We start from the raw sequence: 16457 nt of genomic DNA on the forward strand, positions 1-16457 counted from the left end.
ATGGCCCGTTCGCCGGAGGCCGCCCGCCTCGATTCAGGCAGGCTGCTCGCGGCCGGGCTCCGGGCTCGCGGCCGGGCCCGAGACCGTGCCGGACACGCCCACCGGAGTCGGAGCCTCCTCCGGCTCGGTACGCATGCCGATCACCCGGGCTGGCACCCCGGCGACGATCGAGTTGGGCGGCACCGACCTGGTGATCACAGCACCAGCCGCGATGATGCAGCCGTCGCCGACGGTCACACCCGCGAGCACCACCGTTCGGGCGCCCAACCAGACATCCCGGCCGATCCGTACATCTTTTTCGATCTTCGGTTGGTCCATGACCGGGGTACCTGGCTTGATCATGTAGTTCGAGGCGGTGATGAAGACCTCGGGGCCGAACAGTGCCTTCTCCCCGATGTCGATCTGGCCTAGGTCGTCGCCCGCCCAGAGGTAGCAGCGTTCACCGATGTGCGCGCCGGCCCCGATGGTGATCCGCTCGCCATTGCGAATCGAGACGTTCGGCGCCATGCGCACCCCCTGCCCCATCGTCACGCGAGCGCGCGGCAGGACATGCGAGTAGCCGTAGAAGTGCACGAGGCGGAACAGATGCGCCCAGACGCGAACGTCGAACACCGACCGCAGTGCGCGGACGAGTCTTTGTGCCACGGTTATCCCACCTTGATCCGGCTGCTCTCGTCCCGTTCCCAGGAGCCGAGGTCGCCGCGGGCGACCTTCCGACGGGCCAGCACCTTTGCCACCACCGATATCCCGACGTACGCGGGCAGGGCCGTCAGGAGAGTCCAGTCGGACGCGACGACGCTCAGCAGGTTGCCCGCCGGGCTGTCCTTCTCGGTCGGGCGGACGCGCCGTGGCGTGCCGGGCTCGGCTTCGCCGACCGGCTGGTGTGCCTGATCGGTAGGCGTGACCGAGGTCCTCACCGCCGCGGCCGTTTCGGTGCCGGGTCGCGGGTCGGACGGGGTCACGGCGTCCTTCGGCGCGGTTGCGTGGCCGGCCCGGCGCATCTCGATGTTGCCCGCGAAGACTCTGGTCTTCCGACGCACCAGGTCGCGGGTAGTACGGGCGGGGAAGACCGTGAAAGTGACATCCGACACGGTCCGACGCTCGCCCGGCACAAAAAGGGCATATAAGAAGTAGTCATCCGCGATCGCGGCTGGAAAAGATACGAAACGGGCCCTACCGGCCTCGCTGAGCCCAACTACCCCCGAGCCGATGTGGTCGGCTGTCACATACGGCAGTCGAGACCAGATCCGGTGGTAGCCGCGCACCAGCCGGCTCGTCCCGGTCGGGTCGATCACGACTCTCGGGGCGGCCGCCAGACATCTTCCGTCCCTCAGCGCTGCCGCTACGGCCATCAGGGCATGGCCCGTGACCTCCACGTCCGCGTCCACGTAGAAACGGGGAAAGGCGGAGACCATCTCGTCGCCGAGGTTGAGCGCGCGTGCCTTCCCTGGCTGGGGCGTCTCCAGCACCGTCACGCTCGCGGACCGCGCAAGCTGCGCCGTCGCGTCGGTGCAGCCATTGCAGACGACCACGATCTCGAGGGCGCCCGGGGGGGCGCCGGTGCGCAGCGCCGTCAGGCAGCGCTCGATAACTGCCGCCTCGTTGTGCGCCGGGATGATGACACTTGCCACATGATCGGACATCGGATCGGTTTCTCCCCCCGTCGGCCCGACGCGCGAGTCCAGTCAATCCGCCCGCGGGGCGGTGACCATGTCCAGCAAACCCTCGCGATATGCGTCCATCAGCGCGACGCCCGCATAATCCCACGTGAGATGGTCTCGACCGCGCAGCGCCCCCCGCCGCAGCCGGGCCAGCATCTCCCGGTCAGCCGCCAGCCGGGCAAGGTCCCGCGCGAGCGCGGCCACGTCTCCCGCCTCATGGATCAGCCCCTGCTCGCCGTGCGTGACCACCGCGCCGGCCTGGCGCGAGACGAGCAACGCGCAGCCGCTGGCCTGCGCCTCGTAGGTGACCAGCGCGCTGCCCTCCTCGACCGACGGCAGCGCAAGCACGTCGGCGCGTCGCAGAAAGGAAGGGACGTCATCGACGAAGCCGGCCATCCGGATCCCCAGTCGGTCGAGCGTCGGCGTGAGCAGGGCGTGGTAGCGAGGCTCGAAGGTGCCGCAGATCGTCAGCTCGGCGTCACGGCCACTCAGGCCGGCCTTCTCCCAGGCCTCCAGCAGCAGGTGAAGGCCCTTGCGGGGATCGCAGCGGCCCACGAAGACCACCCGCAGTGGTCTGTCGGCGTCCCGAGCGAGCTCACGCTCGTCCGGAGGCCCAAAGATCTCGGGGTCGAACCCATAGCGGTGCCTGGCCAGACGGTCCGGGGCGAACCCACGGGCTAGAAATGTCTCCGCCACCACCTCCGATGGCACGAGCAGACGGGCCGCGCTCGCCCACTCGGCCTCCTCGGCACGCAGCACCGCGGCGTCGAAGGCGTTCAGGGCGCCCGGAGGCAGCGGACAGCCAATCCGGTCGGCCTCCCGACCGACGACCTCGAAGGCGTGCCCGGTGTGCGTGTTGGGCACCTCGCGCATGCCGGCCGCGCCGGTGCGGCGGGCGGCCTTCAGCGTGCGCAGCGACGACGCCGGCCACGCATGCACCACGTTGTGGCGGCCGCGACTGACGACCGTCGCGACGAGCCTGTCGTGGTAGGCCCGCGCCCGGCCCACCCCGAGGACACGAGGCGGCACCCGGCGCCCGGCGACGGCCAGCGTCTGGACGACGCGCAGTCCCGCGGGCAGTGGCCGAGCGAGGCTCGCGCACATGACGTCCACGGTGATGCCCTGTCGCCACAGCGAGAGCACCTGGTAGTACGCGGTGGTCCCGATCCCGGCGCCACCGAGCGGATGCGGAAAGCTGTAGAGCACCCGCGGAGGCAGACCAATCTGGGCCTTCACTTCTCTACTCTCACCGGGCAGCCTCCGGGACCAGCCTCACGTGTCGCTTCCCAGCGCGAAGGTCAGCAGCTCGTCGAACCGTCGAGACCAGGAGTTGTGGGCGATGAAGTCAGCGCGCGCCGACGGCGGGACGGCCGGCTCGTCGATCGCTCGGGCCACCTGGTCGACGAACTGCGCGGCGTCACGGGCGATGCGCACCTCGCGGCCGAGCGCGCGCACGGGCTCCAGGTCAGAAGCCACCACGGGTCGGCCGGCGGCCAGGTACTCGAACAGTTTCAGCGGGCTCATGGCCTCGGTCAGCGGGGACGGCACATGCGGCAGCAGGCAGACGTCGGCCGCCGCGGTCATCGCGACCACGGCAGCTCGCGAGTGCAGGCCGCGGACATGGACGTTGCGGTGCGGCAGCAGCGGGGCAAGGTAGCTGGGATCGGCGCAGTGGCCGACCAGGACCACGCTTCCCTTCGGATTGGCCTCGGCCAGCGCGATCAGCGCGTCGAGATCGAGGCGCTGTCCCAGCGTGCCGGTGTAGAGCAGGATCGGATGGGCAAGCGCGGCGAACCACGGCGGCACCGGGCCGGGTGAGCTCCACTCCGCCGGCTCCACGCCGTTGGGCAGCACCAGTCCCGGACCGCGCGGATCGATGGTTCTGATGATCGCCGGCGTGACGGCGGCGACCGGCAGGGCATGTTCCGAGATCCTGCGGTAGGAGTCCCGGATCGCCTCGTGCCAGCGCGCGTGTGGGGCATAGGACGCGAAGTCGTCCCACCCGTAGTAGATCCGCCTGCGCCAGTGGTCTTGTCGTGCCGCTGCCGCATGGAACGGATGCGTCGCGATCAGGACGGGATCGCGCAGCCCATGGTCGCGGACGGCGCGGGCGACCAGGCCGTCGTAGCGCTGGTACTCCGCCGCCACATCACCCGGCTCGGCCGGGTCCGCCCGCCGTGCCCGCATCGGCGTGAGGTGACTGGTGCCCGCGTCGGCGGGGAACGAGACGCCCGGCGGGCGACCAAGCATTCGCCGTGCCCGGCGGACCAGCGTGCTGCGCCAGGGGTCGACCAGTAGCAGCCGGTTCACCCGGTTCGACGCATAGAGGTGGGCGAACAGCCGGTCGACCGAGAAGGCGAACTCGCGCCGATGAATGTCGGCCCAGGTCTCCCAGGCCAGTGTCAGAACGACGTCGGCCGCGCCGTCGGCCGGCGAGCGCCGGGCCGGCCCGCTGACGGACAGCCGACCTGCTGGCCGGCTGTCCGTCAAGGCCTGCCCCAGGGAGCCGGTCATGACCCGTTCACAGCCACCGGCACGCCGCGCGTGTCATCGGCCTCGGCGGGTGATCCGCTCGTTGCCCCCGCCTCGCGGGCGTAGACGCCTCGGTCGGCGGCGGTCAGCCGCCACAGCGCGCCGGCGCAGCCGACGAGCAGGAACAGGGTGAAAGTGACCTGCCGGTAGCCGAAGGTGTCGAACGTGGCGCAACTCGCCACAGCGGCCAGGATCCCGGCGACGATCGCCTGGCCGAGCTGACGGTCCACGGGGTCGACGGCACGCCTGCGCGCGCCGCGGGCGCAGGCGAGACCAACGACGAGCCACAGCACCACGACGGCCAGACCGAGGTAGCCGATCTCGATGATGGTGCCGAGGAACTGGTTGTCGAGGAAGAAATACTGGCCAGGGACGAACGTTCCGAGCCCCCGGCCCAGCACCGGGCGCTGGGCGATCATGTGCCACACCAAGGGGTAGTCCTCGGTGCGGCCCGCGACGCTGGGATCCTCGTTGGCCCACAGGAACAGCGCCTTTATCGTGCCCAACACGCCGGGAACCGCGACGTTGAAGAACGCCGTGAACAGCAGCAACGACGCGCCGAAGTTCAGTCGGCGCCGGTTGTCCCACCCCGCCATCATGACGATGAGAGCGACCGCCAGGCTCAGCACGGCGGACCGCGAGATGCTCAGCGGAAGGCCGATCCCGATCAACGCGACCTGCAGCCAGGCCCACTGACGTGACCGACCGGGCGAGGACGACATCGCGAAGTGCAGTGCGAGCGGCAGCACCATCGCCAGCAGCACGCCGAACTCGATCGGGTGACCGGCGGTACCCGCGACCCGGCGCAGGTTCGACCGCTCGAGGATGGCCGCCGCCGCGGCGTCCTGGTGCAGGCCCGGCGGCACGAAGTACATGCTGAGGTCACGGTCGAACAGGTACTGCACGATCGCGATCGCCGAGACGAAGGTGACTCCGAGCACCAGCCGGCGCAGCAGGACATCCAGCCGCTGTCTGTCGCTGATCCGGTCGGCGGCCAGCAAGGTCACCCCGGCCGCGGCTATCATGATCAGAGTCTGACGCTGTCCGTTGCTCACCTCGAGGGTGGTCAGCACCCTCGTGAAGGCAACCGCGTAGCCCAGCAGCAGGAACCAGATCAGCAGAAGGGTCGCGGCGCGCACCGGACTGCGTGGCGCCGGCCGGCGGTCGGTCAGCGTGGCGACCAGCCACACGCCCAGACAGAACAGGCCGGCGAACATGACCGGCGGGCCCACTCCGAGTGTGTACCGCGCCGAGATGCCGAACACCACCAGCAGCAACAGGGTCAGTGCGGAGACCGAATCCCAGCGGCAGACCATCGCGACCGGCACGATCGCGACGATGAGCAGCAGCGCGGCCGGGCCGAACGGCACGATCAGGCCGGAGACGATCACGGCCAGGAGGTAGATCCCGCCGGGGACCGCCGTTCGCCACCCGATCGGAGGCCGGCCCGTGTGAATGGCCGCCGACGCGGAGATACCGCCGGACGCCGCCTGCGGGTGATCCCCCAAGCCGGCCTCTCGAGGAGCACGACCGCCACGGTGGCCCACGTCGTGAGGGCCGCCCATCAAGCCTTCCTCAGGCCCGAGGTGTCGGCGTACGCCTCCTGGTCGTCCGACCGGGGCGCCGCCGGCGCCGGCCGTACCTGGTCACGGCCGTACGGCTGCAGCCGTACGGTGTCCGGCGAGACGTCGCCGCGGTTCTCGTCGCGCGGGGCAGGAGGCGCGCCGGCCCCCGCGGGCCGGTCGTCCTCCACGTCCCGGCGACGCCGCCAGAGGTCGACCGCCACAGCCCCGCCGATGGATGCGGCCAACCCAAGCACGGCGATGACCAGCAACAGCTTGGAACTGCCGTCTGGCTTGGCCTTGAACACGTTGGGCTGCTGCAGGACCTGCACGCTCAGCCGCTGAGCCTGGGGGCTGCGCGTCTGGAAACTGTCGACGATGTCCTGCAGCTCCTTCAGCACGCGGCCGGTGGTCCGCTCGGTCTCCTGCTGGCTCGATCCGTTCACCGCCACGTTGATGAACGAGGTCCCCGGCTGCACCTTGACCGTGAACTCGCCGTGGTAACCCTCGGCGTAGACCTTGTTGTGGATCTCCTGGCTGTTCGCCACCGCGACGTCGGCGAGCGCCATCACCTTGACCGAGTCACTGAGGTAGGCGAAGGGGTTCACGTTGATCACTGAAGCACCGACGACGCTTTGCTGCGGCCCGATAATAAGCACCGTTGTTGACGTCTGGTAAACAGGGGGAAACGATGCCGTCACAAGGAACAGCGAGATGCAGGTAACGATCACCAAGGGCAACGAAACGTACCAGCGTCGCAGCGTGGCACGGATAATATTGATCAAATCCACCTGGATCCCCCCAGAAGTCTGCTTGCGCCAGTCCAAGGTGTTCTTGGGTGCTCCAGGCCCCGGCCCTGTTTCAACCCGAACGCCGTCGTTGCCCTGGATCTCGACTGCGTGGCCATACTGCCACACACCCACCACGAGGGCGCACAGGGGACTTCGTGACGCGGCCACCCCAAACGAACGTGAATGGTGATCACCGGGTCCGCCGAGGTCGTTATGTTGCCGCTCCGACCTCGCATGGAGTCGGTCGTCCGCTGATGTGCCGACCATGCTGGCCCGGAGTTCGTCCTGGATTCCGATGTCACGGAACACGCCGCGGCCCTGGCTGTCGCATCGCCCTGCGCGGCAGCGGCAGCGGCCACTCGAAAGCCCCGGCCGCCTGACGTTGCAGGTGGTCGGCGGTGGCCCGGTGTCCCGGGCCACCACCGACCGCCAGCTGCTGCTGTCGTGAACTACAGCGGCGTGACGACCACCGTCCCGAACGAGGCATCCGCGTCGTTCGCCAGAAGCAGGACCGACCCGGCGCGGCTCGGCAGCGTGGTCGTCAGATCCCAGGTCGCCGGCTCCGGCTGGCCCACCTGCCAGACCTTGAAGCTGTAAACGCTGTTGCCATTGCCCTGTGGATCTGCACGCAACTTGTAGTTGTAGGTCGTGTCCACGGTGAGGAATCTGCTCGTCGAGGTCACAACCACGGCATTGGTGTCCAGAAGCTCCAGTCTGTTGAGCCGGAACCAGCCGAGCGCGCCGTACGGGTGCAACGTCCTGGGCTGGTTGGTGCCGCTATGGCCCGACCAGCCGACCAGGATTCCGGCGCCACCCGAGGTGGCCGAATGCACCGTGATCGGCACCGTGACCTCGTAGCCGGCCGGCCAGTCCATGCTGCCGACCCCGACCAGCCGGTCGTAACCGGGCTCGGCCGTGCGGATCGTGTCACCGGTGATCTGCCACACGCCGTCGACCACCTGGCCGCGGTCGCTGATCGCGCTGGCGCCAGACCAGCTCACGGTGTACGGGAGCGCGGGCGCGGGACCGTTGACGTTGTTCAGCGTCACGGTGTGCGTCGTCTGGTGGCCGAGTCGGTCGATGAAGGTCAGAACGACCGAGTTCGCCCCGGCGACCAGCTCCGCGCGGTCCGGCTCGGCGACGAAGTCACCCGCCGCCTCCAGCCGCGAGTTGTTGGGCCCGACACTGAGCAGCCGCGGCGCCGAGTTGTTGATCCGATACCAGAGCTGGGCAATGCCGTCGGCGTCGGTGGCCCGGCCGAGCACGCCAGCCCACTGCTGCGGGTATCCGTGGACCCCCACGTTCTGGTTGTCGCCGTAGAACGGCTGGATCTGGCCCGGCTGGCTCGTCGCCGGCGGCGCGCCGCCGTCATCGACAACCGGCGACGCGAGGTTGTTGAAGTAGTCGACGGACGCGACCGCCGCGGCACCCTGGCCGTTTCCGACATATGGGCCCATCTGGGTCACCGGCATCGTGTAGTTGAACGTGGCGTCGGTGGTCCAGCTGGTGCCGTCCACCGAGTGGCGCAGCGTCCATGCGTTGCCCTCGCGGCGGATTCGCAGGAAGACGCTGTCTCCAGCCGTGATGGTCTTGTTCAGCCGGGTCACGGCCGTGCTGCCCGTGACGGTCGCGGCGAAGAGCTGCACCGTCGTGCCGTTCGACGACTCGTCGAAACGCAGGAAGTTCGACGCGTCCTGCTTGACCAGCAGGCCGACCGTCTGCCGGTTCAGCTCCAGCTTCGTCTCGAACTTGGTCTCCACCTCGAAGTCCGTGTCCGGGGCCGGCTGGAGGAGCTGCAGGCCGGTCTTAGCGCTGGTCCACATGTCATGGGTGGTGCGCGACGGGACGTACATCGCCGCGTTGGTGCCCGTCATCGCCAGCTGGCCGTCCCCACCCGGGTTCAGCACCGTCCACAGGTCGGTGTCGAGCGGGCCAGAGAAGTCGTCCGAGGAGACGCCACCGCCCTGGGTCGGGCATGCCGTCGTGGTGAACGTGCCGTCCTGGCTACTGGCCGCCAGCCCGTCTGGGTCCGTCGAGCTGACCTTGAAGTGATAGGTCGTGGCGCACTGCAGACCGGTGGCCTGGACGAGATGCGAGGTGACGTCGGCGGGATCCTGCATGGTCTGGCCGTAGGAGGTGGTGGTGCCGTAGTCGAGCCGGGTGTCCGCCGGTCGGTTGGTGGTCCAGCTCACGTCGGCTGACGTGTTCCCTGGTGTGGCGCTCACACCGCTGATCGTCAGCGGAGACGGCGGCGGCGGCGAACCCCCGCCGGCGACGCGGAAGTAGTCGACGAGCGCCGTCATGGCCGGGTTCGGGCTTGCGTTCCCGACGAACACGCCGATCTTGGACATGTCGGTGACGAACGTGAAGGTCGTCGCCACGTTCCAGGTCGCGTTGTCAGCGGACCACCGCAGCGTCCAGGTGTCGTTCACCCGCCGCAGTCCGAGGTAGATCGGGGCGGTCGCCGGAATGACGGTGCTCATCCGGGTGGTCGGGGTGCCGTTGACGAACGTCGCGCCGAACAGCCGCTGCGCGGTCCCGTCCCAGTAGGTGTCGAACCGCACCAGCCGACCGGCCGGATCCTCGGACACCAGCCCCTGGGACTGGTTCTTGACGGTGACCGCCGAGTCGAACTTGGCCTCGACATCGATGTCCGCGTCCGGGACGTTCTGCGTCAGCCGCGGGGCGCGGTTCGGAGTCCAGAAGTCGTGTGAGACGCCGGCCGGCACCGAGAACCGAAGCCGGTCCTGCGCGACCGAGACCGTGGCGTCGCCAACCGGGTCGGTCAGCGACCACAACGAGGTGTTCAGCGACGTTCCGGAGAACTCGTCGTTGAGCACCGAACTCTGGCAGGCCGGGGTCGTGAACGAGCCAGGCGTGCCAAGCCCCTGATTACCCGCGGTGTCGGTCGAGCTCACCCGGTAGAAGTACTGGGTCGCGCAGACGAGGCCGCTGATCGTCACCGTGTGCGAGGTGACGCTGTTCGGGCCCTGAGCGGTCTGGCCGTACGAGGTCGTGGTGCCGTAGTCGACCCGTGAACTGGATGGCTCGTTGGTCGACCAGGTTACTACCGCGCCGTTCGACGTCGCCTGGGCGTCGATGTTGCTGAGCACCGGGGCCGTGGTGTCCGGTGGTGGGCAGCCGGCGGTCGTGAAGGCGGCGTCGGAGCCGGTGGCCAGGTTGCCGCCGCCGTCGGCGGACCGTACCCGGAAGTGGTACTGCGTCGCACAGGACAGCCCGACCAGCTGGACCTGGTGGGTCACCGCCAGGCTGGAGTCACCGGCGGAGCTGCCATAGCCGGTGGTGGGGCCGAACTCGACGGTCGACGAAGCGGGCTCGTCGGTCGTCCAGGTCACCGTGGCGCCGTCCGACGCCGGCGCGACCGCGATCTGGCTGATCACCGGAGGCGTCGAGTCCGCGGTCACCCGTCGGAAATAGTCCACCCGGGACGTGAAGGCCGGGGTGGGAGTCGCCGCGTTCCCAGCGAAGACGCCTACCGAGCCAAGGGTCATCGAGAACGAGAACGTCGCCGCGACGTTCCAGGACACACCGTCCGCGGACCATCGCGCCGTCCAGGTGTCTCCGACGCGGGTGAGCCGCAGATCTATCGGAGTGGTCGTCGGCACTGCCGCGTTGAGTCTCGCGGTCGGTGTGGTCCCGACGAAACTTGCCGCGAAGATGCGCTGGGTGCTCCCGTCGTAACTCTGGTCGAAGCGCACCGTGCGGTCGCCGCCGACGGCGAGCAGACCCTGCATCTGGGTCTTCGTCGAAACCGCGGAGACGAACCTGGTCTGGATGTCGGTGTCCAGGTTGCCGACCGGCTGCAGAACTCGGGGCCCATTGAGGCCGGAGCTCCACATATCGTGTGTCGTGCCGCCCGGAACCGCGATGGAAAGCGCCCCACCAGACTCGGAGACGGTGGTGTCGCCACGCGGGTCCGTCACCGACCACAGGCTGGTGTCGAGAGCACTGCCGGAGAACTCGTCGGAGACCGGCGGGTTGCCGTCGGCACGGGCGGGCGCTGTCGCGAGCGCTGTGACCGCTACGACCTGCAGGACCACCATCAGGCCAGCGGCGCCCACGCGCCAAGCCATCCGGCCGGGCGCGCGCGCCTTCCGCCGGGTCACACGTCGAGTCTCCATCGATCCCCCTGGTTCTCGCCCCATCCGGACACTGGCCAGCTGAAGGCGCCACGCCCGCGCCGAGCCCTCGTCCGGTGCCGTGCAGATTTTTCAATATAGGGCGTCGGAGTGCGATCGTCCTCAGGCGGATGGGAAACGAGGGACCGTCGTCGACATTGTGTGAATGGGCACCGGATAGAGTTTCTGGACCCGCGGTGTGGCGCCGGGGACTACCGCAGGACGATGGGTCATGGAGGCGTGGCGCCGCAGCAAGAACCGAGAGGCGTCGGGGTCGGCCCGCCACCGGGCCGAGCCCAGCACGGCGGGAGTGACGATGGCACGAAGGTGGTCGTCCAGATCGTCGGGGCGCCGCCGGCTGGGCCAGTCCGGCCGGCCGTGCAGGTCAGGAGCTGGCGGCCGTCACCGGCTCGTAGACCAGCACTGCCCCCTCGGGGATCTCGCCGCTGTCGTACTGGGCGACCAGCTCCGCTGGCATCGGCGAACCGTCACTGCCGCGCCGGAAATCGCGCAGACTCGTGCCCTCGCAGTAGGTGTCGACGTTCGGGGCCGACCTGCCCGCGCGCAGGTCGGCGGCGTTCACGGTCCGAAAGTCGATGCTGAAGCGGGTGCGGCCCGACGTGTTCGGCACCGTCGAATGCATCTGCGCGGCGGAGAACCCGATCATTCCCCCGGCCGGGCAGACGACTCGGATCTGCGGTTCCGGCCGGACCGGTTCGCGCGGCCCCGGCTGCTTGCGGGTGTCCTTGCCGACGTGCTGCGCGGCCTGCGCTCGGCCGGTCGCGTTGTAGACGTAGTAGTTGAACTCCTCCGACCCGTTGCTGATGCCCGTGTCCCAGTAGTGCGGGTGGAAGGCCATCGACGACTCGGACTCGAAGTCGAAGATCGGTAGCCACCAGTTGATCTGGGCGAGCGGCGCCGACCACCACACGTCACGATGCAGCGGGAAGGCGTAGCCGACGCCGGCGGTCAGGTAGCCGTCGCTGGTGGCGCCGCGCAGGCGGGGCACATCGATGTAGGTCTCGTCCAGATCGGCACTCTGCTGATCGACGATGTCGCGCAGCAGGCTCTTGGTCTTCGGATGATGAATGAACTTGGGCTTGACCGGCCCGAAGATCTCGACGAACTTCTCCACCGGGATCTCGTGCTGGGCTTGCTGCGGGTCGAGCGGCGCGAACGCCTCCTCGACGAGCTCACGCGCGAAGTCGGTCAGCGCACGGGTGGCGGCATTCGGAGACGTGACGAAGATGTCGCCCTGGTAGATGTGGCTCCGCCGCCTGTCATCCGGCATCGGGGAATCGGTGAAAACCGTTGTCATGGTCATCCTTGATGTTCATGTGGCGGGTCTCGAGATTTCACCGAAGACCGTGGCCACGAGGGGCCATCAGACTCAGGCGGCCGGTGCCGTCACTGTCGGACGTCGATCGACCGCAGGTCGGAAGCGTCGTGGTATGCCAGAGCAGGCGCTGCAGGAAGAGCACTCCGGCCGCTCGTGGAGTCGTTTTCCCCCTTGGCGTGCATGCTCCGTCGGCACTCAACCAGTTCGCGGCCCAGGCGGCTCGACGATCCGTACCCGCGATGCGGCGCCCGCGCGTGTCCGCCTGGGCCGGCGGCCGGACTCGTACCCTTCTTGCCCGCGACTTTCTAGGATGGCGGACGCTCGACGACCGCGCAACAGCCACCTCTCGCGGAATTCGCTGGTAGTGGCGCACGTCGCCGGTCGCGTCGGGCCGGGCAGGGCCCGTCCAGGCGGAGGAGAACGACGCCGAAAGCCGCCCGCCAGGGCGCGACCGCGATCAGCGCAACACCGGTAGTCCACCCTCGAGGTAGTCGGAGATCCGCTGGCGGGCGCTCTCGTGGAATTCGAGCTGGTCGAGGTCGTCCACCGCGACGAACTCAACCGCGGTGGACTCGTGGCTCACCCTCAGCTCGCCGCCGATGATCGTGCACGCGCAGCACACGCTGAACTCCTGCCGCCGCTCGCCGTCCGCGTAGACCATAACGTGGCCGGGATTGGAGTACACCCCGACCACGCGGTCCACCCGGACCTCGAAACCGGTCTCCTCTCTGACCTCGCGGACCACGCAGTCGACGAACCACTCGCCGATCTGCATGCCGCCACCGGGCAGGCCCCAGCGGCCGTTGTCTCGACGCCGCTCCAGCAGGATCCGGCCCCCCTCGTCGGTGACGATCGCACTGCCTCCGACGACAAGAGAGTTGGCCGCTACCTGGGACCCCACTGGTCTGACCGGATCGAATACATCGCTCATCGGGGACCTAGATGGCCCGAAGATCGGTACTCACACCAAGCTCGGCAAGCGACTCGCCAATCTCGTCGAGGTAGATCGGATTCATCACGATCACAAGTTCCGGCCGGTCCGTGGCGAGCCGGTCCGGCGCCACGATCGCATGCCCGCTGCCCGCCATGAACTTGCCGTGCTTGTAAGGATTGACGTCCACGGCGTAGTCGACGAGGCGAGCTGCCTCGCCCAGCCCCGCGAAGAAGGACACGCCCTTGGAGCCGGAGCCCCAGATCGCCACCCTGCCACCCCGCGCGCGCACCGCGCGGATCTCGTCGGACCAGTTCGCCAGGCTCGTGGCGACCGACAGGTCGAACGACGCCAGCGACGCTCGTAGCCGCTCGACATCGTCCTCGATCTCCAATGGCTCACCCGGTGCCGGAGTCGTCGACGGCTTGGCCTCGATCACCAGGTACTGGTCGTCGTACTCACGGGAGACCTCGAGCACCTCGAACCCGGTCGCGCGGAACAGGCGCGCCAGCGACCCCGCGCTGAAGTACGAGCAGTGTTCGTAGTAGACGTCCCAGTAGGCGGCCTCTTCGAGGATCCGCAGCACGTCAGGAAGCTCGAACAGCACGACGGTGTCCGGCTGGTCGCCAATGGCCTCGCGGATGGAACGCATCCAGTCGCCGACCGGCGAGATGTGCTCCATCGTGTGGCGGCAGACCACCGCGTCCGCCTTGAGGTGGGTGTACTTCGGACCGTAGTAGTCGGCGATCCAGGTGAGCCTGTCGGTCAGCTCCGGGTCGATCCGCTCAGGGTGCACGCCCGGGTCGATGCCGATCCCGGAGCCGGCACCCTGTTCGATCATGTTGACCAGGAACTCGCCCTTGCCACAGCCGAGCTCAAGGACCGACCGGTCGTGCAGGTCATACTTGTCGACCCACCGTTTGGCCAGGTCACGAGCGAACTCTCGAAACAGCGGGGAGAACGCCTGGGTCTCCTCGTAACGAGCGGAGTAGGCGGCGAGCGAGCCGTTGTAGTGGGTGTTGAACACGAATGCACAGGTGTCGCAGAAGACGATCCGCAGGTCGCCCTTGGGGAACGCGAGCGCCTCCACCTCGTCGTCCATCAACAGGCAGCTGTGCGATGCCACACCGTCCTTGGCGTAGAACGGAGTAAGGCTCGACCCGTTGCAGGCCGGGCACCGGTCGATGGGTTTGGTCACGGCACGATCCTCGGGGTCGGGACGGGGAGGATGAACTTCCCACCCCGTCGCAGGTACTCGCCCTGCTGCTTCATGATTTCGTCGGCAAAGTTCCAGGCCAACAGGAGCACGTAGTCGGGCTGCTCGACGAGCAGGGCCGCTGGCTCACGGATAGGCAGGTGCATGCCGGGCATGTACCTGCCTTGCTTGTGCACGTTGCGGTCGACGACGAACTCGACCAGATCGGTCCCGATGCCGACGTAGTTGAGCAGCGTGCTGCCTTTGGCCGCCGCCCCGTAGGCGGCGACCCGCTTCCCGCCGGCCCGTAGCGACCCGAGCAGCGCGCGCAGGTCGGCGCGGATCCGCTCGACCGCCACCCCGAAGTCGGCGTAGTAGTCGAACGTGGTCATGCCGGCGTTCGCCTCGGCGGCCAGGTAGCCGCGCACAGCGTCGCTGACATGCTCGCGCGGGCCGATGTGCCAGCGCAGCGTGCCACCGTGCAGTTCAGGGAAGTACTCGACGTCGTTGAGGAACAACCCGTGCCGACGGACCAGCGTGTCGACCGCCGTGCAGGAGTAGTAGCAGAAGTGCTCGTGATAGACGGTGTCGAACTCGCGATGCTCGACCAGGTCGCGCACGTACGGGTTCTCCACGGTGATCAGCCCGTTCTCCGCGACGAGTATTGCCATCCCGGCGACGAAGTCGTTGAGCTCGGGGACGTGCGCCATCACATTGTTCGCAATGATCACGTCAGCATTCCCGCGCTCGGCGACGATCTGTCTGGCGAGTTCGCTGCCGAAGAACTCGGCGAGTGTCGGCACGCCCACCGCCGCCGCGGCGGCGGCCTGGTCGGGTGCTGGATCGATCCCGAGCACCGGTACTCCGCGCTCGACAAAGTTGCGGAGCAGGTAGCCATCGTTGCTGGCCAGCTCCACGACCAGACTGTCGCCGTCGAGCCCGCGCCGCTCGATCAGTCCGACCGCGTGCTCGCGTGAGTGCCGCAGCAGGTGTTCGGAGAAGGAGGAGAAGTAAAGATAGTTGTCGACGAAGAGCTGCTCCGGCGGCACCTCCTCGAGGATCTGCACCAGCGAACACGCCGAGCAGAAGGCAACATCGAGCGGGAACCGCGCCTCCGGGTCGGCCAGCCCGTCCTCGGTGACCAGCGCGTCAGCCAGTGGGGTTGTGCCGAGCGAGAGGAACGGTTTGAGGCCGGTCTGTCCGCAGGACCGGCAGCCCAGCAGGTCGCTCACGAGGCGTCCGGGCCGTCGGCTCCAGTGCCCGCGGCGTGGGAGCCCGTCAGCGCCGTGAAACGCAGTGAGTCGTTGAGAACGCCCTGCTCGATCAGCTCCTGAATCCGGCGGATCCGCTGGAAGCGCGCGCCGACCAGGTCGTCGTGCGTGAGCGCCTCGGCGAGGAACGTGGTGTACAGCTCCTCGACTCCCTTGCGCACCGTCCACACCGGCTGGAAGGACGGGAAGGTGTCGGCGAACCGGTCACAGTCGACCCGATAGTTACGCTTGTCTGGGCTGGCACCGTCCGCGAAAGTGATTTTGCAGTTCGGGACGACCTCCTCGACGATCTCGGCAACGTCACGGATCCGGTAGTTCTCGCTGGTCCGGCCGATGTTGTACGCCTCCAGGTGGATCTTCTCCCGGGGAGCCTCGCAGACAGCCTGCATCGCGCGCGCGATGTCCTCGATGTGCACCAGCGGCCGCCACGGGGTGCCATCGCTCTTCATGCGCACCTCGCCGGTGGTGATTGCGTACCCGGTCAGGTTGTTCACGACGAGGTCGCCACGCAGCCGGGCCGATACGCCGTACGCGGTCGCGTTGCGCAGGAACACCGGGCTGAAGGCGTCGTCGGCGAGCTCGGCCAGACCCTTCTCAGCCATCACCTTCGACTCGCCGTACGGAGTGACCGGGTAAAAGTCGGCGGTCTCGTCGATCGGCGCGTCGCCATGTGCGCCGTAGAGGCTGCATGACGAGGAGAAGACGAACCTGGAGACCCCGGCCGCCTTCGCGGCCCGCGCCACGCTGATGGTGGCGTGAGCGTTGATGTCGTACGTGGTCTGCGGGTTGAGGTCGCCGAGCGGGTCATTGGAGATCGCCGCGAGGTGAACGACCGCGTCGAAGCCCTCAAGGTGGCTGGGCGTGATGTCACGGATGTCCGCCCGGACCGCGGGGACAGTGGGCGGCTCCGCGCCGATGGTGCAGTCGGCGAACAGGCCACTGTCCAGGCCGGCGACATCATGGCCGGCCTGCAGGAAGAGCGGGACCAGACGGGTGCCGATATAGCCGTCGTGGCCGGTGACGAGGATGCGCATGT

The 16457-nt window shown here is 68.4% G+C and carries 12 protein-coding genes; all 12 read right to left on the reverse strand.

Translation table 11 applies throughout. The annotated features are described in order from the left end of the window. Positions 1-33: 33 nt before the first annotated feature. The 12 genes from BCD48_RS43735 to BCD48_RS43795 all read right to left on the reverse strand — a co-directional run bounded on the left by BCD48_RS43735 (position 34) and on the right by BCD48_RS43795 (position 16455). Positions 34-645: an acyltransferase gene (locus tag BCD48_RS43735; protein WP_071054582.1), complete on the reverse strand. Its 612-nt coding sequence runs from the start codon at positions 643-645 to the stop codon at positions 34-36. Between the two features lie 2 nt (positions 646-647). After that, positions 648-1643: a glycosyltransferase gene (locus BCD48_RS43740; RefSeq protein ID WP_083420126.1), complete on the reverse strand. Its 996-nt coding sequence runs from the start codon at positions 1641-1643 to the stop codon at positions 648-650. 42 nt (positions 1644-1685) lie between these two features. Beyond that, entirely contained in the window at positions 1686-2897 is a 1212-nt protein-coding gene (locus tag BCD48_RS43745) for a glycosyltransferase family 4 protein (RefSeq protein ID WP_241842454.1), read from the reverse strand. A 36-nt stretch (positions 2898-2933) separates the two neighbouring features. After that, positions 2934-4175: a glycosyltransferase gene (locus BCD48_RS43750; protein WP_083420127.1), complete on the reverse strand. Its 1242-nt coding sequence runs from the start codon at positions 4173-4175 to the stop codon at positions 2934-2936. Then, positions 4172-5701 carry an O-antigen ligase family protein gene (locus BCD48_RS43755; protein WP_198543646.1) on the reverse strand — a complete coding sequence of 510 codons (1530 nt, stop codon included), beginning with the start codon at positions 5699-5701 and terminating at the stop codon, positions 4172-4174. Before BCD48_RS43755 ends, BCD48_RS43750 begins: the two co-directional genes overlap by 4 nt. Before the next feature lie 56 nt (positions 5702-5757). Continuing rightward, on the reverse strand, positions 5758-6546 hold the full coding sequence (locus tag BCD48_RS43760; RefSeq protein ID WP_131804241.1) for a YveK family protein: 789 nt from the start codon (positions 6544-6546) through the stop codon (positions 5758-5760). Positions 6547-6995: 449 nt separating this feature from the next. Beyond that, entirely contained in the window at positions 6996-10628 is a 3633-nt protein-coding gene (locus BCD48_RS43770) for a fibronectin type III domain-containing protein (RefSeq protein ID WP_071054590.1), read from the reverse strand. 442 nt (positions 10629-11070) lie between these two features. After that, positions 11071-12003 (reverse strand): phytanoyl-CoA dioxygenase family protein, encoded by a 933-nt coding sequence (locus tag BCD48_RS43775; protein WP_071054592.1) that lies wholly within the window; start codon positions 12001-12003, stop codon positions 11071-11073. Positions 12004-12481: 478 nt separating this feature from the next. Beyond that, complete coding sequence (locus BCD48_RS43780; RefSeq protein ID WP_071054594.1) at positions 12482-12955, reverse strand: NUDIX domain-containing protein; 474 nt, start codon at positions 12953-12955, stop codon at positions 12482-12484. Between the two features lie 7 nt (positions 12956-12962). Further along, a complete protein-coding gene (locus BCD48_RS43785; RefSeq protein ID WP_071054596.1) occupies positions 12963-14153 on the reverse strand; it encodes a class I SAM-dependent methyltransferase in 1191 nt (396 codons plus the stop codon). Further along, positions 14150-15382, reverse strand: coding sequence for a class I SAM-dependent methyltransferase (locus BCD48_RS43790; protein ID WP_071054598.1), 1233 nt, complete (start codon positions 15380-15382; stop codon positions 14150-14152). The genes BCD48_RS43785 and BCD48_RS43790 overlap by 4 nt, the downstream gene beginning before the upstream one ends. Next, a complete protein-coding gene (locus tag BCD48_RS43795) occupies positions 15379-16455 on the reverse strand; it encodes an NAD-dependent epimerase/dehydratase family protein (protein ID WP_071054599.1) in 1077 nt (358 codons plus the stop codon). The genes BCD48_RS43790 and BCD48_RS43795 overlap by 4 nt, the downstream gene beginning before the upstream one ends. Between the last annotated feature and the right edge of the window lie 2 nt (positions 16456-16457).

Origin of the sequence: Pseudofrankia coriaricola (assembly GCF_001854805.1) — a bacterium.
Taxonomy (GTDB): domain Bacteria; phylum Actinomycetota; class Actinomycetes; order Frankiales; family Frankiaceae; genus Pseudofrankia.